This window comes from Streptomyces sp. NPDC087901, assembly GCF_044742205.1.
Taxonomy (GTDB): domain Bacteria; phylum Actinomycetota; class Actinomycetes; order Streptomycetales; family Streptomycetaceae; genus Streptomyces.
The window spans coordinates 31,294-57,264 of sequence record NZ_JBIUUC010000014.1 but is presented as its reverse complement, the minus strand read 5'-3'; the positions used below and the strand labels follow the sequence as shown (position 1 = coordinate 57,264).

15 protein-coding genes are annotated in these 25,971 nt (G+C 69.7%); 14 read left to right on the top strand and 1 reads right to left on the bottom strand.

What is annotated here, in order from left to right:
* The first annotated feature begins 144 nt into the window (after positions 1–144).
* The 13 genes from ACIOEW_RS32525 (at position 145) to ACIOEW_RS32465 (ending at position 21,402) form a co-directional block, all read left to right on the top strand.
* Positions 145–1,395 carry an extracellular solute-binding protein gene (locus ACIOEW_RS32525; protein WP_401968217.1) on the top strand — a complete coding sequence of 417 codons (1,251 nt, stop codon included), beginning with the start codon at positions 145–147 and terminating at the stop codon, positions 1,393–1,395.
* A gap of 2 nt (positions 1,396–1,397) precedes the next feature.
* Complete coding sequence (locus tag ACIOEW_RS32520) at positions 1,398–2,327, top strand: sugar ABC transporter permease (protein WP_362552861.1); 930 nt, start codon at positions 1,398–1,400, stop codon at positions 2,325–2,327.
* A gap of 4 nt (positions 2,328–2,331) precedes the next feature.
* Complete coding sequence (locus ACIOEW_RS32515) at positions 2,332–3,225, top strand: carbohydrate ABC transporter permease (protein ID WP_362552858.1); 894 nt, start codon at positions 2,332–2,334, stop codon at positions 3,223–3,225.
* Between the two features lie 51 nt (positions 3,226–3,276).
* A complete protein-coding gene (locus ACIOEW_RS32510) occupies positions 3,277–5,691 on the top strand; it encodes a glycoside hydrolase family 3 N-terminal domain-containing protein (RefSeq protein ID WP_401968214.1) in 2,415 nt (804 codons plus the stop codon).
* A gap of 175 nt (positions 5,692–5,866) precedes the next feature.
* Positions 5,867–6,967: an endo-1,4-beta-xylanase gene (locus ACIOEW_RS32505; RefSeq protein WP_401968211.1), complete on the top strand. Its 1,101-nt coding sequence runs from the start codon at positions 5,867–5,869 to the stop codon at positions 6,965–6,967.
* 35 nt (positions 6,968–7,002) lie between these two features.
* On the top strand, positions 7,003–8,271 hold the full coding sequence (locus tag ACIOEW_RS32500; protein ID WP_401968208.1) for a glucarate dehydratase family protein: 1,269 nt from the start codon (positions 7,003–7,005) through the stop codon (positions 8,269–8,271).
* A 66-nt stretch (positions 8,272–8,337) separates the two neighbouring features.
* Positions 8,338–9,870 (top strand): sodium:solute symporter family protein, encoded by a 1,533-nt coding sequence (locus ACIOEW_RS32495; protein ID WP_362552846.1) that lies wholly within the window; start codon positions 8,338–8,340, stop codon positions 9,868–9,870.
* An 83-nt stretch (positions 9,871–9,953) separates the two neighbouring features.
* Complete coding sequence (locus ACIOEW_RS32490) at positions 9,954–13,136, top strand: glycosyl hydrolase 115 family protein (RefSeq protein ID WP_401968206.1); 3,183 nt, start codon at positions 9,954–9,956, stop codon at positions 13,134–13,136.
* Between the two features lie 36 nt (positions 13,137–13,172).
* Entirely contained in the window at positions 13,173–13,568 is a 396-nt protein-coding gene (locus ACIOEW_RS32485; RefSeq protein ID WP_401968204.1) for a hypothetical protein, read from the top strand.
* Positions 13,569–13,670: 102 nt separating this feature from the next.
* Positions 13,671–13,943 carry a DUF1876 domain-containing protein gene (locus tag ACIOEW_RS32480; RefSeq protein ID WP_219572999.1) on the top strand — a complete coding sequence of 91 codons (273 nt, stop codon included), beginning with the start codon at positions 13,671–13,673 and terminating at the stop codon, positions 13,941–13,943.
* 141 nt (positions 13,944–14,084) lie between these two features.
* Positions 14,085–15,182, top strand: a complete 1,098-nt coding sequence (locus tag ACIOEW_RS32475) for an NADH:flavin oxidoreductase/NADH oxidase (RefSeq protein ID WP_401968201.1) — start codon at positions 14,085–14,087, stop codon at positions 15,180–15,182.
* A 268-nt stretch (positions 15,183–15,450) separates the two neighbouring features.
* Positions 15,451–17,889: a GH92 family glycosyl hydrolase gene (locus ACIOEW_RS32470; RefSeq protein WP_401968199.1), complete on the top strand. Its 2,439-nt coding sequence runs from the start codon at positions 15,451–15,453 to the stop codon at positions 17,887–17,889.
* Between the two features lie 219 nt (positions 17,890–18,108).
* Complete coding sequence (locus ACIOEW_RS32465) at positions 18,109–21,402, top strand: LamG-like jellyroll fold domain-containing protein (RefSeq protein WP_401968197.1); 3,294 nt, start codon at positions 18,109–18,111, stop codon at positions 21,400–21,402.
* 319 nt (positions 21,403–21,721) lie between these two features.
* On the opposite strand, the gene ACIOEW_RS32460 is transcribed toward ACIOEW_RS32465, so the two are convergent.
* Positions 21,722–22,819 carry a MerR family transcriptional regulator gene (locus ACIOEW_RS32460; RefSeq protein ID WP_401968472.1) on the bottom strand — a complete coding sequence of 366 codons (1,098 nt, stop codon included), beginning with the start codon at positions 22,817–22,819 and terminating at the stop codon, positions 21,722–21,724.
* A 464-nt stretch (positions 22,820–23,283) separates the two neighbouring features.
* On the opposite strand from ACIOEW_RS32460, the gene rph reads away from it, so the two are divergent.
* On the top strand, positions 23,284–25,890 hold the full coding sequence (gene rph / locus ACIOEW_RS32455) for a rifamycin-inactivating phosphotransferase (RefSeq protein ID WP_401968194.1): 2,607 nt from the start codon (positions 23,284–23,286) through the stop codon (positions 25,888–25,890).
* The last annotated feature ends 81 nt before the right edge of the window (positions 25,891–25,971 follow it).

Here is a 25,971-nt window from a genome sequence, read left to right as displayed (position 1 = left end):
CCCTTGACTGGCCCGAAACACGACCGTACGGTTCCGGCAACATTCGCAAGCAACGCCGAAACATTCGACAGAGGTGCGGTCATGCGGTCGGGAATATTCACTCAGAGTACGCGTGCGGCGAGATGGACCGCGGCCGGTGCGGCCATGGTCATGGCAGGCGTGCTGGCGGGCTGCGGATCGGGCGGCGACAGCGGCGGTGACGGCGGCGGAACCCTCACCGCGTACGTCTACGGTGACGACGCCGTCAAGATCCAGGAGGCGGCGGTCAAGGAGTTCAACAAGACCTCGAAGGTCAAGGTCAAGTTGATCCCGGTACCGGGCACCGAGTACGTCAACAAGCTGCGCAGCGCCATGGGTTCGCCCAGCGCCCCGGACATCTTCTACAACTGGGGCGGCGGCTCCATCAAGCCGTACCTCGACGCGGGCCAGCTGGTCGACCTGACCTCGACCGTCAAGAACGACGCCACCCTCAAGGACGGTTTCCTCCCGTCCATCGTCGAGGCGGGCAGCCTCGACGGAAAGATCTACGGGGTGCCGATGCGCGGCATGCAGCCCGTGATGCTCTTCTACAACAAGAAGCTCTTCGCCGAGAACAAGCTGGAGGCTCCCAAGACCTGGGAGGACATGCAGCAGGCCATCACCACGTTCAAGGCCAAGGGCATCACCCCCTTCGCGCTCGGCGGCCAGGAGAAGTGGCCCGAGCTGATGTGGATGGAGTACCTGCTCGACCGGATCGGCGGCCCCGAGGTCTTCAGGAAGATCCAGAACGGGGACTCCTCCGCGTGGGGCGACCCCGCGGTCCTCAAGTCCGCCCAGACCGTCAAGGAACTGGTCGACGGGGGAGCCTTCGGCAAGAACTTCAACTCCGTCGACTACGGCAGCGGTGCCGCCCCCACCCTGCTCAGCAAGGGCAAGGCGGCCATGCACCTGATGGGTTCGTGGGAGTACTCGACCCAGCTCGGCAAGGCGCCGGAGTTCGCCAAGAACGACCTCGGCTGGGCCAACTTCCCGACCGTGGCCGGCGGCGTCGGAGACCCGGCGGACGTGGTGGGCAACCCGACCAACTACTGGTCGATCAACTCCCGTACCAAGCACAAGGACGAGGCCATAGCCTTCCTCAAGACCATGGCCTCCAAGTCCTACGCCCAGGCCCTGGTCGACAACGGTGACGTACCGACCACGTCCAACGCCGCCTCCATGCTGAGCGGATCGCCCAACCCGAAGTACGCGACCGACCAGTACAACATGGTCCAGAAGGCCCCGAGCTTCACGCTCTCGTGGGACCAGGCACTGGAGTCCCGGTACGCCACCCCGCTGCTCACCGAGATCAGCAAGCTGTTCGCCGGCAAGTCCACGCCCGAGCAGTTCGTCGCCGCTATGAAGGCCGTCAAGTAACAATGTCCCACGTCTCTTCGTACAAAAAGGTGCGTGGAGGAAGGAAGGCGGCCGCCGGTAACGTCGGCCGCCCGTCGGTCGCCTGGGCCCTGCCCGGCATCCTCTTCTTCGCCCTCTTCGCGATTGTCCCGCTGGCGATCGCCGTCTATCTCTCCTTCTGCCACTGGGACGGGCTGAACTCCCCGACACCGATCGGCATGGACAACTGGACCCGGCTGTTCAAGGACCCGGAGTTCCGTCAGGCGGCCTGGCTGAGCCTGCTGCTCACCTCGGTCAGCTGGGCGTTCCAGACCCCGGTGGCGCTGCTGCTCGGCGTCTGGGCGGCCGGCAAGCAGCGCAGCCGGGCCGTGCTCTCCGCGGTCTTCTTCATTCCGCTGCTGCTCTCCACCACGGCCATCGCGATGCTCTTCCACGCGCTGCTCGACCCCAACTTCGGCGTGATCAAGAAGATCGGGCCCTGGGTCGGCATCGACCCCAACGTCATGGGCTCGTCCACCGGGGCACTGCTCACCGTGGCGTTCGTCGGCGGCTGGCAGTTCATGCCCTTCCACACCCTGATCTACCAGGGCGGCACCCGGCAGATCCCGCAGGTCCTGTACCAGGCGGCGGAGATCGACGGGGCAGGCATGTTCCGGCAGTTCTTCCACATCACCCTGCCGCAGCTGCGTCACACCATCACGACCTCCTCGGTCCTGATGATCGTCGGCTCGCTGACCTACTTCGACACCGTACTGATCATGACCAGGGGCGGCCCCGGCACGGACACCACCGTGCTGCCGTACCTGATGTACCGGACCGGTTTCCAGACCTACGACCTCGGCTATGCCGCGGCGATCGCGACGGCCCTGGTCGTGGTGGCCACCGCCCTGTCGCTGATCCTCGTGCGCTTCAGCGGTTTCGGGAACATGCGGTCCACCCGGGAAGGTATGTGACGAGATGTCGATCGACACCCGCCCCATGGCGCGCCCCACGTCGCCCGTGACCCGAAGCCGGCTGGCCGCCGCCCGGCGCCGCAGGAAGTGGGGCAACCCACTGGCCGGTCTGGGCTCGATGGTCTGGCTCGTGCTTGTGCTCGTCCCGCTCTACACGCTGATCTCCTCGTCGCTCATGCGCCAGGACGAGGCGCTCAACGGCGATCCGCTGGCCGTCCCGACCAACCCCACGCTCGACAACTACCGCACCGTGCTGGACAGCGGCTTCTCCACGATGCTCACCAACACCGCGATCGTCGCGGTGTCCACCGTGGTCATCGTGCTCGTGCTCGCGGTACCCGTCGCCTATGTCGCGGTACGGACCCGGAGCCGGCTCTCCTCGCTCGCCTTCCGGACCTTCCTGCTCGGCGTCGCGATCCCCGCGCAGGCGGTGATCGTGCCGCTCTACCTGCTGATCAGCAAGATGGGCCTGTACGACAGCCTGCCGGCGATCATCCTGCCGACCGCGGCGTTCGCGATGCCGGTCGCGGTGCTGATCCTCAGCGGCACCATGCGCGACGTCTCCGAGGAGATGTACGAGGCGATGGCACTCGACGGCGCCACGCCGCTGCGGATGCTGTGGCAGCTGGCGATCCCGATGTCCAAGGGGGGCATCAGCACCGTGGCCATCTACACGGCCCTCCAGGCGTGGAACGGCTTCCTGTTCCCGCTGATCCTGACCCAGTCGGAGGAGAACCGCGTGCTGACGCTGGGTCTCTTCAACTTCATGTCCCAGTTCGGGATGAACATCCCTGCCGTGCTGGCCGCGATCGTGCTCTCCGTCGTGCCCATCTTCGCTGTGTACCTCGTGGCACGGAAGGCACTGGTCAACGGACTGATGGGGGTGGGCGGCAAGTAGCGCCTCCATGCCGCCCGTACCACCGCACTCTTGAGAGGAACCCCTGCCGCCATGGCAATCCCCCCTGTCCCGCACGCCCGCAGGACCGAAGCGGCACCCGCCGTCGACGGCCCCTGGCGCGATCCCTCCCTCACCCCGGAGGAGCGGGTGGCCGACCTGGTCCCCCGGATGACCCTGGAGGAGAAGGCCGCTCAGCTGTACGGAATCTGGGTGGGTGCCGACGCCGACGGCGACGGGGTCGCCCCGCACCAGAACGACATGGTCGACCCGGTGGACTGGGACGACCTGACGACCCGTGGCCTCGGCCAGCTCACCCGGCCGTTCGGCACCGCCCCCGTCGACCCCGGCGTCGGCGCCCTCGCCCTGGCCCGCGCCCAGGGCCGGATCGCCGAGGCCGGCCGCTTCGGCATCCCGGCCCTCGCCCACGAGGAGTGCCTGGCCGGCTTCACCGCATGGGGCGCCACCGCCTACCCCGTCCCCCTGTCGTGGGGCGCGGCCTGGAATCCGGAGCTGGTCGCCGAGATGGCCCACCGGATCGGCGCCGACATGCGCGCAGTCGGCGTCCACCAGGGGCTGGCGCCCGTCCTGGACGTGGTGCGCGATCTGCGCTGGGGCCGGGTGGAGGAGACCATCGGCGAGGACCCCTATCTGGTGGCCACCATCGGCACCGCGTACGTCCGTGGACTGGAGTCCGCCGGGATCATCTCCACGCTCAAGCACTTCGCCGGTTACGCGGCCTCGGCCGGTGCCCGCAACCTCTCGCCGGTGCGGGCCGGGGCCCGTGAGATGGCGGACGTGATCCTGCCGCCCTTCGAGATGGCCCTGCTGGAGGGCGGGGCGCGTTCGGTGATGCACTCGTACGCCGAGATCGACGGCGTGCCAGCGGCCGCCGACCCGGCCCTGCTCACCGGTCTTCTCAGGGACACCTGGGGATTCACCGGGACCGTCGTCGCCGACTACTTCGGCATCGGCTTCCTGGAGACCCTGCACAAGGTCGCCGCCGACCGAGTGGACGCCGCGCGGCTCGCCCTCGGAGCCGGCGTCGACGTGGAACTGCCCACCGTCCGCAGTTACGGCGACGTCCTCGTCGCCGCCGTACGGGACGGGGCGGTGGACGAGGCGCTCGTCGACCGTGCCCTGCACCGCGTCCTGCTCCAGAAGTGCGAACTCGGACTGCTCGACCCGGACTGGTCGCCGCTGCCCGCCGCGCTGAAGGGAGCCGACCCGGAGAAGGCCCGCGACACCGTCGACCTCGACCCGCCGGAGAACCGGGCCCTGGCCCGGGAGCTCGCCGAGCAGGCCTGTGTGCTGCTCGCCAACCCCGGCGGCACTCTGCCGCTGAGGGACACAGGGCGGATCGCCGTGGTCGGGCCCCGTGCCGACGACGCGCTGGCCATGCTCGGCTGCTACTCCTTCCCCAGCCACGTCGGCGTCTCGCACCCCGAGTTCGATATGGGGATCGACGTGCCGACGGTGCTGGAGTCGCTGCGCGGGGAGTTCCCCGGCTCCGGCGTCGACTTCGCCGCCGGCTGCGAGGTGGACGGCACGGACACCTCCGGCATCGCGGATGCCGTCCGCCTGGCCGGGGACGCCGATGTCTGCGTCGCCGTGCTCGGTGACCGGGCCGGTCTCTTCGGCCGCGGCACGTCCGGCGAGGGCTGCGACGCGGCCGATCTGTCGCTGCCCGGTGTACAGGGCGAGCTCCTCGAGGCCCTGCTGGCCACTGGTACCCCGGTGGTCCTGGTGCTGCTGACGGGCCGCCCGTACGGGCTGGGACGGTGGGCGGACCGGACGGCAGCCGTCGTGCAGGCCTTCTTCCCGGGTGAGGAGGGCGGTCCGGCGCTGGCCGGAGTGCTCTCCGGCCGGGTCAACCCCTCCGGCCGGCTGCCGGTGTGCGTGCCGCAAGGTCCGGGTGGTCAGCCGTGGACGTATCTGCAGCCGCCGCTGGGGCTGGTGAGCGGGGTCAGCAACCTGGACCCGACACCGCTCTACCCCTTCGGGCACGGTCTGTCGTACACAACCTTCGACTGGGAGCAGGGCGATCCTGCCCCGGCCGAGATTCCCACCGACGGCTCCACCGACGTCGAGGTCACGGTCCGCAACACCGGGGAGCGCGAGGGTGCCGAAGTGGTGCAGCTCTACCTCCACGACCCGGTTGCCCAGACCACCCGGCCGCAGGCGCGGCTGATCGGCTACGCCAAGGTCCCGCTCGCCGCCGGCGCGGCCGCCCGGGTCCGGTTCCGCTTCCACGCGGATCTGGCGTCCTTCACCGGCATCGGCGGCCGTCGCGTCGTCGAGCCAGGCGACCTCGAACTGCGGCTCGCCACCTCCAGCGACACAGCCGGGATCCGCCGGACCCTGCGGCTCCGGCTCACCGGCCCCGAGCGCATCGTCGACCACCGGCGACGGCTGGTCTGTGGCACCTCGGTCGAGCCCGCACCCGTACCGGAGCCGGCCGCGCGCTGACCGGCACCGCCCGCACAGCCGCACCATCCCTTTTCGTGAACCTCCCCGCTGCCCCGAGCGGCTTCCCCGCCGGATGCGGGGAGGTTCACGAAACTTTCGAAGCATCTTCATCGAACGCGCGTCGATTCCGGCATTCAGGTTCCGGCGAACACGCGCCCACCGAAAGGGATATGTCATGCGCAAGACAACCCAGGCCGCCGTGATCGGCACGACCGCCGCGGCCCTGCTCGTCTCCTCCTTCACCCTCAGCGCCTCCGCGGCCCCGGAACACTCCGGATCGCACGGCAAGCCCAAGCCCCCCGTCAGCGACACCCTGGGCAGCCTCGGCAAGCGGGCCGGCCTGCGCATCGGCACGGCAGTCGACATGGCGGCACTGGCCGCGGACGCGCCCTACCGGGCCAAGGCGGCGGGCGAGTTCACCTCCGTCACCCCCGAGAACGTCATGAAGTGGGAGGTCGTCGAGCCGCAGCGCGGCACGTACGACTGGTCCGGCGCGGACGAGCTGGTGGACTTCGCCAAGAAGAACGGCCAGTTGGTCCGGGGCCACACCCTGGTCTGGCACAGCCAGCTTCCGGCCTGGCTGAACAACGGCGACTTCACGGCCGATGAGCTGCGGGAAATCCTGCACAAGCACATCACCGACGAGGTGACCCACTTCAAGGGCAAGATCTGGCAGTGGGACGTCGTCAACGAGGCATTCAACGACGACGGCACCATGCGCGACAGCATCTGGCTGCAGAAGCTCGGCCCCGGCTACATCGCGGACGCCTTCCGCTGGGCGCACCAGGCCGATCCCAAGGCCACGCTCTTCATCAACGACTACAACGTCGAGGGTGTCAACGCCAAGAGCAATGCCCTCCACGACCTCGTCGCACAGCTCCGCAGGGAGCACGTGCCGGTTCACGGCGTCGGCATCCAGGGACACCTGGACGTCCAGTACAACGCTCCGCACGACATTGCCGCCAACATGAAGCGTTTCGACGACCTCGGCCTGGAGACCGCGATCACCGAGGCCGACGTCCGCATCCCGATGCCCGCCGACAACACCGAGCTGGAGGCACAGGCGGAGGCCTACGACGTACTGCTGCGGGGCTGCCTGCTGACCGAGCACTGCACCGATTTCACGGTGTGGGGCTTCACCGACAAGTACTCCTGGGTTCCGGGCGTCTTCACGGGCGAGGGTGCGGCGAACGTCCTCGACGAGAACTACCGGGCCAAGGCCGCGTACAACGCCATGAGCCAGGACCTGAAGCTTGCCGCCGGCCGGGACCGATGAGGATGCGATGACAACGGCCACACAGGGGCGCCGCGATGACTGACAGCCTCCGGATCACCGGGGTGAGAATCACCCCGGTGGCCTTCCGCGACCCGGCGTTGCTGAACGCCGTGGGCGTGCACGAACCGTACGCACTACGGGCGATCGTCGAGGTCGACACCGGCGAAGGGCTTGTCGGGCTCGGCGAGACCTACGCCGACGAGAGTCATCTGCGCCGCCTGAGGGCGGCCGCGGACGCCCTCACCGGGATGGATGTGTACGCACTCGGCGCCATGCACCGGAAGGTGGCCGAGGCCCTTGCCGGGGACGACGGCACCGGCGGTTCGGGACTGACCGGGATGATCACGGCCAGCAGCGCCGTCGACCGGGTGTTCTCCCCGTTCGAGGTCGCCTGTCTGGACCTTCAGGGGAAGGCCGCCGGCCGCCCGGTCAGTGATCTGCTGGGCGGGGCGGTGCGGGACTCCGTCCCGTTCAGCGCCTACCTCTTCTACAAGTGGGCCGGACACCCGGGCGCCGACCCCGACGACTGGGGCGCGGCGCTGGATCCGGACGCCGTCGTCGCCCAGGCCCGGCGCATGATCACCGAGTACGGGTTCACCGCGGTCAAGCTCAAGGGCGGCGTCTGGCCGCCGGAGGAGGAGATCGAGGCGGTCCTCGCCCTGCGCGACGCCTTCCCCGGCGTGCCGCTCCGGCTGGACCCGAACGCGGCCTGGAGCGTGCCCACCTCGGTGGCGGTGGCACGCCGGCTGGAGGGGGTCCTCGAATATCTCGAGGACCCCACGCCCGGACTCACGGGGATGGCAGAGGTGGCGCGGCAGACCCCGATCCCGCTCGCCACGAACATGTGCGTCGTCGCCTTCGAGCATCTGGCGCCCGCCGTCGAGCAGCGTGCCGTACAGGTGGTGCTCTCCGACCACCACTACTGGGGCGGTCTGCACCGCTCCAGACTGCTCTCCGGGATCTGCGACACCTTCGGCATGGGGCTGTCCATGCACTCCAACTCCCATCTCGGCATCAGTCTCGCCGCGATGACCCACCTGGCAGCCGCCACACCCCACCTCACCTACGCCTGTGACACCCACTGGCCATGGAAGACGGAGGAGGTCGTCGAGCCCGGCGTGCTCGAGTTCGCCGACGGAGCGGTCCGGGTCCCCAAGGGGCCCGGGCTGGGTGTGGAGCTCGACCGGGACGCGTTGGCCCGGCTGCACGAGCAGTACCTCGGCTGCGGTCTGCGCAACCGGGACGACACCGGCTACATGCAGCGGATCGACCCGGGCTACGAGAAGAAGTCACCGCGCTGGTGACCCGCCGCGGAGCCCGCCACCGGCTCCGCGGCCCCACACCCCTTCACAGGACATCGAGGATCTCTCATGGCCCCTCTCGACTGGGCCGCCCTGGGCGGCTACTTCCTGGTGATGCTGCTCATCGGTCTCTGGTCGCACAAGCGCGTCGGTGACGTCAGCGACTACTTCACCGGTGGCGGCCGGATGCCCTGGTGGCTGTCCGGCATCTCCCACCACATGTCCGGGTACAGCGCCGCCGTGTTCGTCGCGTACGCCGCCATCGCCTACAGCTACGGAATCACCGTCTACGTCTGGGCGTTCCTGCCGCTCGCCCTCGGCACCGGCGTCGGTGCCTGGCTGTTCGCCCCGCGCTGGAACAGGCTGCGGCAGCGGTACGCCGTCGCCTCGCCGCTGGAGTACCTCGCCAAGCGGTACAACGTCCCCACCCAGCAGGCGCTCGCGTGGAGCGGTGCCCTGCTCAAGGTCTTCGACGTCGCCGCGAAATGGGCGTCGGTGGCGATCCTGCTCAACGTGTTCACCGGTATGTCCATGACGGCCGGCATCCTGATCACCGGCGTGGTCACCCTGCTGTACTGCACCGTCGGGGGGCTGTGGGCCGACGCGCTCACCGACTTCGGCCAGTTCATCATCCAGGGCTTCGCGGCCCTGGCCATGGTCTGGGTCGTCCTCGACAGGCTCGGCGACGGCATATCCGGCCTCGGCACGATCTGGCACCGGCTGCCCGAGGGACACGGCCATCCGCTGGTCGGGCCGTACACCGCCACCTTCCTCGGCGCGTACGTTGTGGTGAAGCTCTTCGAGTACAACGGCGGCATGTGGAACCTGGCCCAGCGATACATGGCCACCGACACCCCGAAGGCCGCCCGCCGGTCGGCCGGACTGTCCGCCGTGCTGTACGTGGTGTGGCCCGCGGTCCTGCTGTTCCCGCCGCTCGCCGCGGCCGTGCTGCTGCCGGACATCACCGACCCGCAGAAGGTCTACGCGCTGATGGCGGAGTCGTATCTGCCGGCGGGTCTGGTGGGACTGACTCTCGCGGGGATGTTCTCGCACACGATGGCCATGGCATCTTCCGATGCCAACGCGGTCTCCGCCGTCGTGACCCGCGACATCATTCCGGCCCTCGTCCGCGGCGCCAGGAACCTGCCCCCGGCGACCGGACTGCTCATCGCCCGGGTCTGCACGGTCGTGTTCATCGGCATCAGCATGGTCGTCGCCATCGAGGCCGATCACTTCGGGGGAGTGCTGGGCATCATCGTCGGCCTGGTCGCCGCCGTGATGGGCCCGATCTCCATCCCGATGCTTCTCGGTCTGCTTCCCCTCTTCCGCCGGTGCGGTCCGCGGGCGGCTCTGTCCTCCTGGGGGCTCGGGCTGATCGGCTACGTCCTGGTGAAGTTCGTGCTCGACAGCACCGACCAGACCCTGATCATCGTCACCCCGCTGGTGACCTCGCTGGTGGTGTACGTCGTCGTCGGCCTCCTCGCCCCCGAACCCGACGCGACGGCCGACGCGATCGTCGCGGCGGTCTCCGGCCCGGACGGCGACGACGAGCCCGCCGCGGCCGTGCAGCCGCAGCCCGTGGTGCCCGGCTCCGCCGGCTGACCCGGCACGGCCCATGCCCGGAGAACTGTTCCGGGCAGCCATCGACCCAATTTGTCATGAGTATGAACAAATAGGAGAGCAGTATGGACGACAACGTCCCGCAGCACACAGGCCGCAGAGCAGTGCTGGGGCTCGGACTGGGCCTCGCCGCACTCACCGCGACACCTCTCGGCTCCCTCCTCGGCCTGTCCGCAGAGGCATCCGCGACCGGGCGCGGCCTTGCGTCGCGGCCGACGGACCCCGGCGCGTACATCTCGTTCACCTCCCGGCGCGGCAGCTTCGCACTGGTCAGGAACGGGAGTGCGGCCCCGATCCTGGTCAGCGACCGCGACTGGGCCGGCGTCGTCCGCGTGGCGGGGGACCTGCAGAGCGACATCGAACGGGTCACCGGCGTCCGTCCCGCGCTCTCGCACGGCGCGGCGCCCAAGGGGCGCGAGATCACCATCATCGGCACCGTGGGCCGCAGCCCGCTGATCGACGGACTCATCGCGCGGGGCAAGCTCGACGTCTCCGCGATCCGTGGCAAGTGGGAGACCAGCCTCCAGACCGTCGTGGACAAGCCGCTGCCCGGCGTCGACCGTGCCTTCGTGATCGCGGGCAGCGACCAGCGGGGCACGATCTTCGGTACGTACGACGTCTCGCGCGGGATCGGTGTCTCGCCCTGGTACTGGTGGGACGACGTAGTCCCCGTACAACGGGACGAGATACATGTGCTGCCCGGCCGGCACACCCAGGGCACCCCGGCGGTGAAGTACCGCGGCTTCTTCGTCAACGACGAGAACCCGGCGCTCGGCACCTGGGCTCCCGCCTACTTCGGCCCCGGCAAGGCGCCCGGCTTCGAGGGCGGCTTCAACGCCGACTTCTACGCCAGGATCTTCGAGGTCATGCTCCGGCTCAAGGCCAACTACCTCTGGCCTGCCGTCTGGGGGCGCGCGTTCGCCGAGGACGACCCGCTCAACCACGCCACCGCCAAGGCGTACGGCGTCGTCATGGGCACCTCGCACGAGGCCCCCATGATGCGCGGCATCGAGGAGTGGAACCGCCACGCGGTCGCGGCGGTACGCGACAGCGCGGGCACCGTCACCACCCCCGGCCACGATCCCTACGGCGGCACCGGCGAATGGTCCTTCCGCCGCAACGCCGAGGCGATCAAGGCCTACTGGGCCGACGGCATCCGGCGGATGAAGGACGAGGACTTCGAGGGCGTCGTCACCCTCGGCATGCGCGGCAACGGCGACGTCAGCCTGCCCGACGGCGACGGCATCGAGCTGATGACCGAGATCATCGCCACCCAGCGGCAGATCCTGGCCGAGGTCTCCGGCAAGGACGTCACCACCATTCCGCAGGTCTGGACGCTCTACAAGGAGGTCCAGCGCTACTGGGACCGCGGACTGCGGGTCCCCGACGACGTCACGGTGGTGCTCACCGACGACAACTGGGCCAACATCCGCAAGCTGCCCGACCTGAAGAACGACGCCCGCGAAGGCGGCTACGGCCTCTACTACCACTTCGACTACGTGGGGGTCGGCCGCAACTACAAGTGGGTGGACACCGCCTCCCTGCCCAACATGTGGGACCAGCTCCACCAGTCCGTCGCCTACGGGAACCACGGACTGTGGATCACCAACGTCGGCGACCTCAAGGGCAACGAACTGCCCACGCAGTTCTTCCTGGAGTACGCCTGGAACCCCGAGCGCTGGACCCTGGACCGGCTGCCCGAGTGGGAGGAGCGGTACGCCCGGCAGAACTTCGGTGAGAAGCAGGCTGCCGACGTGGCCGCCGTACTGCGCGCGTACGCCCGGCTCCAGTCGCGGCGCAAGCCCGAGCTCCTGAACCGGAAGATCACCGTCGACGCGGCGAAGGACCCGGCCACGGACGGCTCGGCGATCGTCTACGACGACCGGGCGACGCCGTTCAGCATCGTCGACTACCGCGAACTGGAGCGGGTCACCGAGGAATGGCGGGCGCTCGGAGCCCAGGCCGAACGGGTCGGGCGCAGGCTGCCGGCCTCCACCCAGGACGCCTGGTACGAACTGGTCGGCTACGAGGTGCAGGCGACCGCCAATCTGTACGCGCTGCGCGAGGCCGAGTTCACCAACCTGCACTACGCCGCACAGGGCCGGGCTCTCACCAACGACCTCGCGGCCGCCGCCGAGGCCCGGCTCGCCGACGACCTGGCCCTGGCCGACCGCTTCAACACCCAGGTCGCGGGGGGCAAGTGGCAGGGCTTCCAGACCCAGCCGCACATCGACTACGGCGACGTGGCCCGCTACGGCCCGAACGCCCCCTGGCAGCAGCCCGAGATCAACAACGTCGCGCTCAAGGACGTGCTCTTCCCGGCGGTCAAGCGCATCGACCTGCCGGCCGGCGCCGAGATGGGCGTGGCCGTCGACGGCTCGGCCGCATGGTGGCCGCACGAGCAGAGCCCGGCCGTGCTGCCGGTCTTCAGCCCGTACCAGAGCCAGCCCGCCCAGTACATCGAGGTGTTCAACCGGGGCAGCGCCCCGTTCGACTACCGCGTGCGCACCGGTGCCTCCTGGCTGACCGCCGACCGCGTCCGGGGCCGGGTCGGCCGGCAGGACCGGATCACCCTGCGCGTCGACTGGGCCAGGGCTCCGAAGGGGGTCACCGAGGTGCCGGTCACCGTCAGCGGGCCGGACGGGGCGGAGGTGGTCGTCAAGGCGGTCGTCGACCGTCCGGAGCTGTCCCGCTCACGCCTGGACGGCTTCGTCGAGGCCAACGGGTACGTCTCCGTCGAGGCCGACCACTACAGCCGGGCCGTCGACGGCGGCGGCATCAGCTGGCAGCGCATTCCGGACATCGGCCGGACCGGCGCGGGGATGGAACCCTTCCCGGTCACCGCCGCCCGGCAGACGCCGGGCGGCAACAGCCCGCGGCTGGAGTACCGGGTCAGCCTGTTCACGACCGGCCCGGTCACCGTCCACGCGTATCTGTCGCCCCGCAACAATCCGCTGCCGACCGACGGACTGACGTACGCGGTCTCCTTCGACGACGCCGCACCGCAGCCGGTGAACGTCACCAAGGTGACGGGTGCCGACGACGGCACCATGAACGCGCAGTGGGCCCGCAACACCTCCGACAACGTCAACGTCACCAGTACGGTGCACCACATCACCGCCGCCGGTGTGCATGTGCTGAAATTCTGGATGGTCGACCCCACGGTGGTGCTGCAGAACCTGGTGGTCGACACCGGCGGCCTCAAGCCCAGCTACCTGGGCCCGCCGGAGAGCCTCCGGCTGCACTGAGCAGCCCGGGGTCCGGGCAAGGGGAGAGCAGAGCGAATGAAGAGCGGCAACGACGACACCGGTGCGCCGGCCGGCCACCTGGAGATCACCCCCGTCGGTGCGGGGGTCGAGATCAGGGCCGGCACACCGACGGGAGAGCTCTCGCTGATCTGCACCCCTGCCCGGGCCCGGGAACTGGCCACCGCTCTCGTCCTCGCGGCGGAAGAGGCCGAGAGCGCACGGTCGGCGGACCCGGTCACGGTCAGGGCGGACGAACTGCGCCGCGGGGACGTACGCGACGGCGACCGCGCCATGACCGTGGACGCCGTCCGGATCGACGGTGCCACCGCCCACATCACCTGGAAGTCGGGCGCCGGCCGCAGCTGGAACCAGCTCTACGACGCCGACGCCCTCATCACACTGCGCCGCCGCGGCCGCCGGCCCGGGGCCTGAGCCCGCGGGCGCCCGCGTATCCGTCCGCATGCCGCCCCGTCCCGTCGCGCGCCACCAAGGTGCGGGGCGCACCCTGGAGGGGAGGCTCCGGAGGTGAGCGCCATGACACAGACGGCTGTCGGATGGCACATCGAGCTGGAATTCGAGGAGGACACCCACCGCACCCGCGCGGCCGCTCTCGTGCGGCTCTCCGACGGGAGCGAGGTCCGCGCCCACGGCTATGCCAGCCGCCATCCCTCGGACTCCGAACAGCCCAGGGTGGGCGAGGAGATCGCGGGGGCCAGGGCACTCAACGAACTGGCGATGAAGCTGCTGACCAAGGCCCACGACGAGATCGACGAAGCGTCCGGCCGTACGTCGTACCCGCTGACCTGAGGGGCTCCTGACCTGAGGGGCGTGGTGCCGCGGCTCTCCGTTCCGCCCTCTTGTACGAGAGGCGTCGTAATTTGACGGACGTCGTAGTACGGGATGTATCGTACTAGCGATCCTTCCGTACCCGGCGAAACGGAGTCCGTCGTGAGTGCCCTTTTCGAGCCCTTCACCCTGAGGTCGCTTGTCGTGCCCAACCGGGTATGGATGGCACCCATGTGCCAGTACAGCGCCGCGGCGGAGGGGCCCGGCGTGGGTGTCCCCACCGACTGGCACTTCGCGCATCTCGCCGCCCGCGCAACCGGCGGCACCGGTCTGATCCTCACCGAGGCGACGGCCGTCAGTCCCGAGGGGCGCATCAGCCCGGCCGACCTTGGCATCTGGAACGACACCCAGGTCGCGGCGTTCCGCCGGATCACGGACTTCGTCAAGGCGCAGGGTTCGGCCGTCGGAATCCAGCTGGCACACGCCGGCCGCAAGGCATCCACCGCGGCCCCCTGGACCGGTGGCGGACCCGTCGGCCCCGAAGCGCACGGCTGGACGCCCGTCGGCCCCAGCCCGCTGCCCTTCGACACCGGATACCCGGTGCCGCACGAGCTGACCGTCGACGAGATCCAGGCAGTCGTCGCCGACTTCCGCGAGGCCGCGCGCCGCGCGCTCGAAGCGGGCTTCCAGGTCGCCGAGGTGCACGGAGCGCACGGCTATCTCATCGGTCAGTTCCTCTCGCCGCACAGCAACCACCGCACCGACGAGTACGGCGGCAGCTACGGGAACCGGGTCCGCTTCGCCCTCCAGGTCGTCGACGCCGTACGGGAGGTATGGCCCGATGACCTGCCCGTGTTCTTCCGGATCTCCGCCACGGACTGGCTCACCGAGAACGCCGAGGACGAGCGCGAGGGCTGGACCGCGGACGAGACCGTGCGCCTGGCCGGGGAACTCCGGGCGCACGGAGTCGACCTGCTGGACGTCTCCACCGGCGGAAACGCCCCCCGCGCACGCATCGCGACCGGACCCGGCTACCAGGTCCCCTTCGCCGAGCGCGTGAAGCGGGAGACCTCGCTTCCCGTCGCGGCCGTCGGCCTGATCACCGACCCGCAGCACGCGGAGAAGATCCTCGCCGAAGGCAGCGCGGACGCCGTGCTCCTCGGGCGCGAACTGCTGCGCAACCCGTCATGGGTGCGGTATGCGGCCCGCGAGCTGAGCGGTACCGTGCACGCCCCCGAGCAGTACGACTACGCGATCTGACCGAACATCCGGAACGCTCCTCCGCCCTTCTCGCAGGTCCCCGGCCGGCCGTCCCCCGACGGCCGGTCCGGGGCGCGCGGGGAGGGCGGTTGGGTGCGTGCCGTCCGGATCGCGGCATCCGTTCACCGTGCATTCACCCGGGATGGCGGCTGAGGCATTCCCTCCTGCGCCACGGGGATCTACGCTCGGCCGCGAATCGATCACTGTTGTCACCGTCTGGACCCCGGCTGTGACAACGTTGTCCGAACTTCCCGGAAGGTACCGCGACATGCCCCCCAGACCGCTGACCGCGACTCGGCGCCTCGCCGCGCGAACAGCCGCCGTGGTCATCACAGGCACGCTGGCCGCCGCCGTCCTGCCCCCCGCCGCCGAGGCCGCGGCGCCCGTCACCCGCCCCACCGCCTACGTGGACCCGCTGATCGGCAGCGCCAACGGCGGCAACACCTTTCCCGGTGCCACCCTCCCGTACGGGATGATCGCCTGGTCGCCGACGAGCACCACGGGCGACCAGACCAGCACCGGGGCCGCGAACGGTTACGAGTACGGCGCCACCCGGCTGCGCGGACTGAGCCTCACCCATGTCAACGGCGCAGGATGCAACCCCGGCGCGGCCGGTGACATCCCGGTCATGCCGTTCGTCGGGGACGTCACCTCGTCGCCGTCCGCCGACACCAAGGACGCCGTCTACGCAGCGAACTTCTCGCACGACAACGAGCGCGCCGTCCCGGGCCGTTACACCCTCGGTCTCGACTCCGGGGCCACCGCCGACCTCGCGGTGAGCCGGCGTGCGGGCGTGGCCGACTTCGCCTTCCCGGCCGGCAAGCCCGCCAACCTTCTCTTCCGGGTCTCCAACTCGCTCAACGGCAGCGAGGACGCCCAGGTCCGGATCGACACCGCGCACCGCAAGGTCACCGGCTCGGTGCTCACCGGCGCCTTCTGCGGCCGGCGCGCCAACGGCGGTACCAACAACCGCAAGAGCTACTACCGGCTCTACTTCAGCGCCTCCTTCGACCGAGCCTTCTCCTCCACCGGCACCTGGAAGGACGGCACGCTCGCCCCCGGCTCGACCACGGGCAGTGGCGGCGAGGGCTACGCCACCGGAGCGGACCGGGCGGGCCGCGGATCGGGCGGCTGGGTCGGCTTCGACACCACGTCCGACAACGACGTCCGCATGCGGATCGGTATCTCCTACGTCAGCCAGGCGGGCGCCGAGGCCAACCTGAAGGCGGAGATCGCCCCGCGTGCGGGGGTGGACGACGTCGCGGCCGCCGCGAGCCGCAGCTGGGACCGGGAACTGAACTCCGTACGCACGGGCGGCGGCACCGAGGCCCAGCGCACCACCTTCTACACCGCGCTGTACCACTCCCTGATGCAGCCCAACCTGGTCAGCGACACCGACGGCCGCTACCCCGGCATGGACGGGCGGCCGCACCGGATCGAGCGCGGACAGGGGGCGCAGTACAGCAACTTCTCCGGCTGGGACCAGTACCGGGCCCAGATACAACTGCTGGCCCTCCTCAAACCGGAGATCGCCGGGGACTTCGCCCAGTCGCTGTACAACTTCGCCCGCCAGAACGGCGGCGTGTGGGACCGCTGGGTCCACATCAACGGCGCCACCCATGTCATGACCGGTGACCCCACCGCGGCCACCCTCGCCACGTTCTACGCCATGGGGGTACGGAACTTCGACTACGAGGGGGCGTACGAGTCGCTGGCGCGCCAGGCGACCGTCCCCGTCGACGACGGGCTCTCGGACGCCGGCTGTCCGGGCCAGTGCACCGGTCAGCGGCCCAACCTGGCCCAGTACCTGGAGTCGCACTACGCGCCGCAGGACGTCTGCCACTGCTGGGGCGGCGCCGCCGAGACTCTGGAGGACGCGGTCGCCGACGCCGCGCTCGGCCGCTGGGCGCACCTGCTCGGGCGTGACGCGGAGGCCAAGGCGTTCGAGGAGCGCGGCGGCTGGTGGCGCAACGTGTACAACCCCGCGGCCACGGACGGGGCCGGTACCAACGGCTACATCCAGGCCCGCAACCTCGACGGCTCCTGGGTCACGCCGTTCAGCCCGGGCAGCGACCGCGGCTTCGCGCAGGGCACCAGCGCCACGTACACCTGGATGGTCCCGCAGGACGTACAGGGTCTCGCCGAGGCGATGGGCGGCCGGGACGTCGCGGCGCGTCGCCTGGACGGCTTCTTCCACAAGGCGGACGGCTCCTGGTCGGTGAAGGGCGGCGACGCGCTGCGCTACGACCCGACGAACGAGCCCGGCATCCACGCCCCTTGGCTCTACAACGCTCTCGGGCAGCCATGGAAGACCCAGGAGACGGTACGCGAGATCCTGAACACGGTCTACGGCACGGGCCCGCGCGGTCTGCCGGGCAATGACGACCTGGGCACCATGTCCGCCTGGTACGTCTTCTCCGCGCTGGGCCTGTACCCGCAGACGCCGGGCGGTGGCGAACTGCTGCTGGGCGCCCCGCTGTTCCCGAAGGCGGTGATCGACCGGCCGCACGGCCGGGACATCACGATCACCGCCCCGGCGGCCGACGCGGCGCATCCGTACATCGATGCGGTGACGGTCGACGGGCGTGACCACGACCGGTCGTGGACGGACGCGAGCCTGTTGGCCAGGGGCGGGAAGCTGGTCTACCGGCTGTCCGGGTCGCCTGACACCTCGTGGGCCACGGCCCCTTCGGGACTGCCGCAGTAGTCGGACGGTACCCCTGTGCCGGATCCCCGCACCCAGGTCGCGAGGATCCGGCACAGGCCTGGAGCGGGCCCGCCCCGGCTAATTTATATCGTTGAAAATTTCCCGTGCACGACTGTTGTTTTGCGTTTGGTGCTGTGGCTCAATGTTCGATTGTGTGCAGCGCCTCACAGGTTCGAGGCGCTTCAGCTCTCTCGACAGGACGACGCCTTGAGACGACAAATGCCCCGATCCCGCGCCGTGTTCAGAACGGCGGCCTGCGCCGCCGCACTTCTGATACCCGCCGGCGCCACCCTGGTCCCGGCCGCCGCGGCCACCCCGGCCACAGCTGCCACCACCGCCTCGGCGACCACGTCCGCGTTCGCGGCCGCCGATCCGGCCACCGCCGTCCACGGGCTGAAGGGCGAGTACTACAGCATGTCCGCGCCCGGAGCGCGGGACTTCGACAAGCTCGGCGGAGTCGCCCTCGACCCGCAGATCAACTTCCCCGGCCTCACCGGCACGTTCGAGTCCACCACCGGCCGTACAGAGAACACCACGGCCCGCTGGACCGGCAGCATCACTGCCCCCGAGGACGGCGACTACACGTTCGCGGCGAGTGGCGACAACGGTTTCCGGCTCTTCATCGACGGCCAGGTGGTCATCGACCACTGGGAGCCGGACTGGGACAACGAGCAGACCGGCAAGCCGATCGCGCTGAAGGCCGGCGAGCCGCACGTGTTCAAGCTGGAGATGTTCCAGGACACCGGTGGCGCCAACATGTTCCTGCGCTGGTCCAGCCCGACGCTCGCCAGGCAGGTCGTGCCCGAGTCGGCCTTCACCCCGCCGGCCGACTTCGAGGTCTACCCGGTCGGGCTGAGCGTCGCGGACGACGGTGTGAAGCTCCAGGCGGTCTTCGAGGACGAGGTCAGCGACTTCTCGGTGCTGGGGGACCACCTCACGATCGAGGCGGACACCTCGCCGATCCCGGTGAAGTCCGTCGCCCGGGCGCCCGGCAACCCCAAGGCGCTGATCGTCACCCTGACCGGCCCCGTCCAGAAGGGCCAGCAGGTCCGGGTCACGTACGACGGCGAAGCCGGCCTCCAGGTCGGCGGCAAGGCCGTTCCGCAGATCAGCCGCACGGCCGGGAACCTGTCCACGCACCGGCTGACCACCACCTGGGGCGACAAGCTCGACCGCAACCACCCGCTGCCCGAGTACCCCCGGCCGCAGCAGGTGCGCGATGCGTGGAAGAACCTCAACGGCCCGTGGGAGTTCGCCGGAGCCGCGGCGGGCGAGCAGCCCGTCTTCGGGAAGACGCTAGGTGAGCGCATCACCGTGCCGTTCCCTGTCGAGTCGCAGCTCTCGGGGCTCGAGCGCCACGAAGACCACATGTTCTACCGCAAGCTCGTCACCGTCCCGAAGAACTGGTCCGTAAAGGGCGACAAGGGCGACAAGAGCGGCAAGGCCAACCGGCTGAAGCTCAACTTCGGCGCCGTCGACTACCAGGCCCGTGTCTGGGTCAACGGCAAGCAGGTCGCCGAGCACACCGGCGGCTACACCGCCTTCAGCGCGGACATCACCGATGCCGTCAAGGGCAGCGGCCCGCAGGAGATCGTCGTCGCGGTCACCGACACCACCGGACCCGACCAGCCCACGGGCAAGCAGTCGGCCAACCCCGGCGGAATCTTCTACACCGCCTCGTCCGGCATCTGGCAGACCGTCTGGATGGAGCCCGTCGCCCCGGCCGCCGTCGACTCCCTGACGACCACCCCGGACATCGACAAGGGGCGGCTCGCCCTGACGGTCAACTCCGAGAACGCCTCGGACTCCGCCCGGATCACCGCCGTCGCCCGCGACAAGAAGGGCAAGGTCGTCGGCAGGGTCACCGGCCCGGCCAACCGTGAGCTGAGCGTTCCGGTCGCGAAGCAGCATCTGTGGACGCCCGACGACCCGTACCTCTACGACCTGGAGGTCACCCTCAAGGACGGCCGCTCCAAGGACACCGTCGACAGCTACTTCGGCATGCGGTCCTTCGGTGTCGCCAAGGTCGGCGGCTACCAGAAGCTGGTCCTCAACGGGAAGCCGTTCTTCTCCCTCGCCCAGCTCGACCAGGGCTTCTACCCCGACGGCCTGAACACGGCGCCCAGCGACTCCGCCCTGCTCTTCGACCTGAAGACGCAGAAGGACCTGGGCTTCAACTCCGTCCGCAAGCACATCAAGGTCGAGCCCGCACGCTGGTACTACCACGCCGACCAGATGGGGCTTCTGGTGTGGCAGGACTTCGTCTCCGGCAACCTCACCGGCGAGAAGGGCCACAAGGCCTTCCTCGACCAGGGCGCCGAGGTGATGAAGCAGCTGCACAACTACCCTTCGATCGGTGCCTGGATCGTATTCAACGAGGGCTGGGGCGAGTGGGACCGCACCGAGACCGGCAAGATCACCGAACAGGTCCAGGCCGCTGACCCCTCCCGCGTCGTCAACGCCCACAGCGGTGTCAACTGCTGTAACTCCAAGGGCGATTCGGGCAAGGGCGACATCATCGACCACCACGACTACAACAACACCGACCCGGCCTTCCCGGACGACAACCGTGCTGCGATGGACGGTGAGCACGGCGGCTTCACCCTGCGGATGCCCGGCCACATGTGGCCGGGCGCGCCCACCGCGATCTACAGCGGTGTCGCGGACAAGGACGCCCTGACGGCCAAGTACGTGGAGAACACGCGCACCCACTACCTGGAGGCGGCAGGCGCCGAACTCTCCGGTTCCATCTACACCCAGGTGACCGACCTCGAGAACGAGCTCAACGGGCTCTGGACGTATGACCGCCGGGAGATCAAGGTCGACCCCGCGCAGGTGCGGAAGATCAACCGGGAGGTCATCGCCGCAGGCGCGGCCGCCGGCGAGCGGGACGAGATCAAGGGCGGCGGCGTCTGGTCCCTGAACGAGAACGAGGGCACCAAGGCCGCCGACAGCGGGCCGAACCACAAGGACCTCACCCTCTCCGAGGGAACGTCCTGGGCGCCCGGTGTGCGGGGCTCCGCGCTGAAGTTCAACGGCGAGGGACAGTTCGCGCAGACCGACGGCCCGGCCGTCGACACCACCGGTGACTACACCGTGTCGGCCTGGGCGTCGCTGGACGCGCTTCCCGGCAACTACGCAACCGTCGTCAGCCAGGACGGGCGGCGTCAGGAGAACCCGTTCTACCTTCAGTACGGTCAGGGCGGGTTCGCCTTCTCCACTCCGGGCGCCCACCGCGCCCGGCTGGAGATGAAGCCCGAGCTCGGCAAGTGGTACCACGTGGTCGGCGTACGCAGCGGTGACGAGATCAAGCTGTACGTCGACGGCAAGCTCGCGGCGACCGCGGCAGCCGGGACCGCCGATGTAAGCACCGGTGCGCTGTCCGTGGGCCGCGCCAAGTGGTCGGGCGGGAACACCGACTTCTGGAACGGTTCCGTCGACCAGGTCGCGGTTTACGACAGGGCGCTGACCGGCGACGAGGTGAGCGCGCTGCACGACACCGAGCAGCCGTAGCCGGCAGCTGTTCGTGAAGTAGCGAAGAGCTCAACCACTGAGCCGCTGCCTGTTGTCGCTCCGTGCGGCAACGGGCAGCGGCGCCGGTGGATCGGCAATGTCCAGCCGGTTCGGCGGGCTGGGCGATGAGACGGGTCCGACGGCCCGGACGCGGGCTCCCGTACTCTCGCCGGCCTGTTCCGGACCGGGTCGAAGCGCCGGCACCCGGGACGACCGGCGGGATGCCCAGGAGTCGCCACGACACCGAAGACCGCGACGCGGTTCAAGCTGTGCGACGCGGTTAAGCGCTGACACGCGGTTCAAGCGCTGAGCAGGCGGTTCAAGCGATGAGCAGGCGGAGGCCGAGATCTGCCGCGTCGAGGTCGGCGAGGCCGCTGTTGCGCTCGTCCCACCGGCCGGAGTCGAGGTCGTCGCCGAGGCTTCGTACCGCCCGCTGCTCGGCCTTCGGCCCGACTCTCGTCCACACCGACATCCCACGGCGTACGTGATCCTCCAGATACGCCCCCGGCCGGCGCCAGTACGCCTCGAACAGGCCGTCGGCGCAGTCCCACGGGATGGGGACCGGCTCAGCGCGTGCGCCGATCGCGTCGGTCATGCCACCGAGCGAGGGGAACTCCGCGAGGACGTCGGCGAACTCGGGCAGGTAGTCGCGGGTGAGCCAGAAGCGGTCCTGCCATCCGGGCTCGTCGGTGTCGAACGTGAGCACCACCACGCGGCGGGCCACGCGCCGCATCTCGCGCAGCCCCGCTATCGGGTCCCCCCAGTGGTGAACGGTGGAGACGGCCATCGCGACGTCGAAGGAACGGTCCTCGAACGGCAGGCTCTCCGCGGCGGCGGCCACGCACAGCGCCGAGCCGGCAGGCCGCTGTCCCCGCATGACCGCCGATGGCTCCACCGCGGTGACCTCGCGGTCAGCAGGCTCGTAGGAGCCGGTGCCGGCCCCGACGTTCAGCACCGTCCGCGCGTCCCCGAGCGCGTCCCAGATCTGCGCGGCGATCCGCGGCTCGGTACGCCGTGTCGCCGTGTAGGCGCCGCCGATCGCGTCGTACAGACGTGCACCGAGCATCCCCAGTTGTTCCTCCGGTGTCACCTTCAGTCCCTTCGCCCGTGCCTCGAGTTCCCTGTCGATGGCCGCCACCATGGCGTCAGCGCGGTCACGCCGCTCCAACTGCAGCCCACGCAGCCGGCGCAGGTGCGCGACCGCGTCGGTGGACGGGTCGCCGACCAGTTCCGCGACCTCCCGCAGCGCGAAGCCCAGCCGTCGATAGGCCAGCACCTCCCGCAGCCGCTCCACGTCGCTGGCCGAATAGGCCCGGTACCCGGCCACGGTCCGCGCCGACGGCCGCACGAGCTTGATCTCGTCATAGTGATGCAGCGTGCGGACGCTCACGCCTGCCAGCTCCGCCACGCGCCCCACGGTCCAGTGATCATCCACGGCACCGACTATGCAGCCTGACGCCACGTGAGGGTCAAGGGCTCCACGTCCGGCCGGTGCTCAGGGCGCTGGACATGGCAAAGGCAAGGAGAGAACTCTCTCCTTGCCACTCTCAACATATAGCGCGCCGGGGGGCTTGCCGCAAGGCCCGGTCCATGGCGCAGAATCGTCGGCCGGTGCCACAACCTGCGGAAATCGGAGTGCGACGTGCGTGTGTTGTTGTCGGCGTATGCGGGATGCGGTGACGTCGAATCAGTGCGGGGACCCGCAGTGCGGTCGCGCGTGCTCGGGGCGGTGGTGCGGGAATGCGCGCCGCCCGGCTCGGCGGAGGTACGGCGCCCGGGGACGAGGACGTGCTCGACAAGAGGTTCGACAGAGTGGGAGGTGCCGGTGATTCGACCGGCCACCGCAGTACGACGGAGCACGGCTGTTTCGGAGGTATCGCAATGACTGAGCAGTACGTGCGGGATCTGGAAGAGGCCGACGAGACGCAGGTCGCGGTCGTCGGCGGCAAGGGTGCGCACCTGGGCGGGCTGTCGCGGATCGACGGCATCCGTGTGCCGGCCGGCTTCTGTGTGACGACGGACGCCTTCCGCCGGATCATGGCGGAAGCGCCGCAGACCGTCGACTTGCTGGAGCAGTTGTCACGCGTGGACCCGGATGACCGGGAGGCCGTCCGCACGCTCAGCGCACAGATCCGCCTGACCATCGAAGGGATCGCCATCCCGGACGATCTCGTGGCGGCGATCACCCGCGCGCTGGCCGCACTCGGCGAGCAGGCCGCATACGCCGTCCGGTCCAGCGCCACGGCGGAGGACCTGCCGACGGCCTCGTTCGCCGGCCAGCAGGACACGTACCTGAACGTCATGGGGCCGACGGCGGTCCTCCAGCACGTCAGCCGGTGCTGGGCCTCTCTGTTCACCGAGCGGGCCGTGACCTACCGCCGGCGCAACGGCATCGACCACCGTACGGTCCACATGGCCGTGGTCGTGCAGCAGATGGTCTTCCCGCAGGCGGCCGGCATCATGTTCACGGCCGACCCCGTCACGGGCAACCGGACGGTCGCCACCGTGGACGCCGGCTTCGGCCTCGGCGAGGCGCTGGTCTCCGGCCTGGTGAACCCGGACGTCTTCAAGGTGCGGGACGGCGAAGTCGTGGAGAAGGCGATCGCCGCCAAACAGCGTGCCATTCACGCCCTGCCGGGCGGCGGTACCCAGGAAGTGGTGATCGACTCGCAGCGGCAGGAGGAGCCGGCACTGACGGATGCGCAGGCTGTCCGGCTCGTGCGGCTCGGGCGGCGGATCGAAGCACACTTCGGCCGCCCGCAGGACATCGAATGGTGCCTGGTCGACGACAGCTTCCAGATCGTTCAGAGCCGGCCGATCACGACGCTGTTCCCCGTCCCCGAGACCGGCGACGAGGAGAACCACGTCTACGTCTCCGTCGGCCATCAGCAGATGATGACCGACCCCATGAGACCTCTGGGATTCTCCATGTGGCAGCTGACAGCCATGGTGGCGATGCACGAGGCCGGGGGGAGGCTGTTCGTCGACGTCACCCGGCGCCTGGCCTCGCCCGCGAGCCGTGCCGGTCTCCTGGAGGTCATGGGGAAGGGTGATCCGCTGGTCAGGGACGCCCTGGAGACCGTCCTGGGCCGCGACGGCTTCGTCCCGTCGCTTCCGGACGCGGCGCCTGGCGGGCCGCCGGCCGGCGCTGCGCCCGCCCCGATCGAGACCGATCCGGCCATCGTCACCGAGCTGATCGAGCGCAGCCGGGAGTCCGTCGCGGTCCTGGAACGCGACATCCGGACGAAGACCGGAACGGCGCTGTTCGAATTCCTGCTGGAGGCCTTCGACGAGCACAAGCGCGTCCTCGGCGACCCGCTGAGCATGCAAGTGATCATGGCGGGGATGGAGGCCACCTGGTGGCTCAACGACAAGCTGCGGGAGTGGCTGGGCGAGAAGAACGCGGCTGACACGCTCACGCTGTCCGCCCCCGACAACATCACCTCGGAGATGGGACTTGCGCTGCTCGATGTCGCGGACGTGATCCGGCCGTATCCGGAGGTGGTGGCGTTCCTCCGGGGTGTCGAGCCCGCCGAGGACGAAGCCTTCCTGGACGAACTGGCGAAGCTCGCGGGCGGGGCCGGAGCGCGCGACGCCATCGAGGCCTATCTCGACCGGTACGGCATGCGCTGCGTCGGCGAGATCGACATCACGAGGCCGCGGTGGCGCGAGCGCCCCCGCACGCTCGTGCCCGTGATCCTCGACAACGTCAGGAACTTCGAGCCGGGCGCCGCCGGGCGGCGCTTCGAGCAGGGGCGGCAGAGGGCGCAGAAGATGGAACAGGACGTGCTGTCGCGCTTGCGGGCCCTGCCGGACGGGGACCGGAAAGCGGACGAGACCAAGCGGATGATCGACCGGGTCCGCACCTTCATCGGGTACCGGGAGTACCCGAAGTACGGCATCATCAGCCGCTATTTCCTCTACAAGGAGGCCCTGCTGGCGGAGGCCGACCGTCTCGTGCGGGCCGATGTGCTTCCTGAGAAGGAGGACGTCTTCTTCCTCACGTTCCAGGAACTCCACGACGTCGTGCGCTCGAACCGGGCGGACCACCGGCTCATCCAGCAGCGCAAGGACGCGTTCCGCTCGTATCACGCGCTCACACCGCCCCGGGTGCTCACCTCGGACGGCGAAGCCGTCACCGGGGCGTACCGACGCGACGACGTGCCGGCCGGGGCCCTGGTCGGCCTGCCGGTCTCCGCCGGGACCGTCGAGGGACGGGCCCGCGTCATCCTTGACATGGCGGAGGCCGATCTCGAGGCAGGCGACATCCTGGTCACGGCCTTCACGGACCCCAGTTGGTCGCCGCTGTTCGTCGGCATCGCGGGACTGGTGACGGAGGTCGGCGGGCTGATGACCCATGGTGCGGTGATCGCCCGGGAGTACGGCTTGCCTGCTGTCGTGGGCGTTGAGCAGGCCACCCGGCTGATCCGGGACGGGCAGCGGATCCGTGTGCACGGAACCGACGGATACGTCGAGATCCTGCCGTGACCGGCCACACCGAGAGGTCCGTCCTTGGGTCCGGCCGGACAGCGCCGACAGGTGATGACGACCCTCGCGACCGCCACCCGC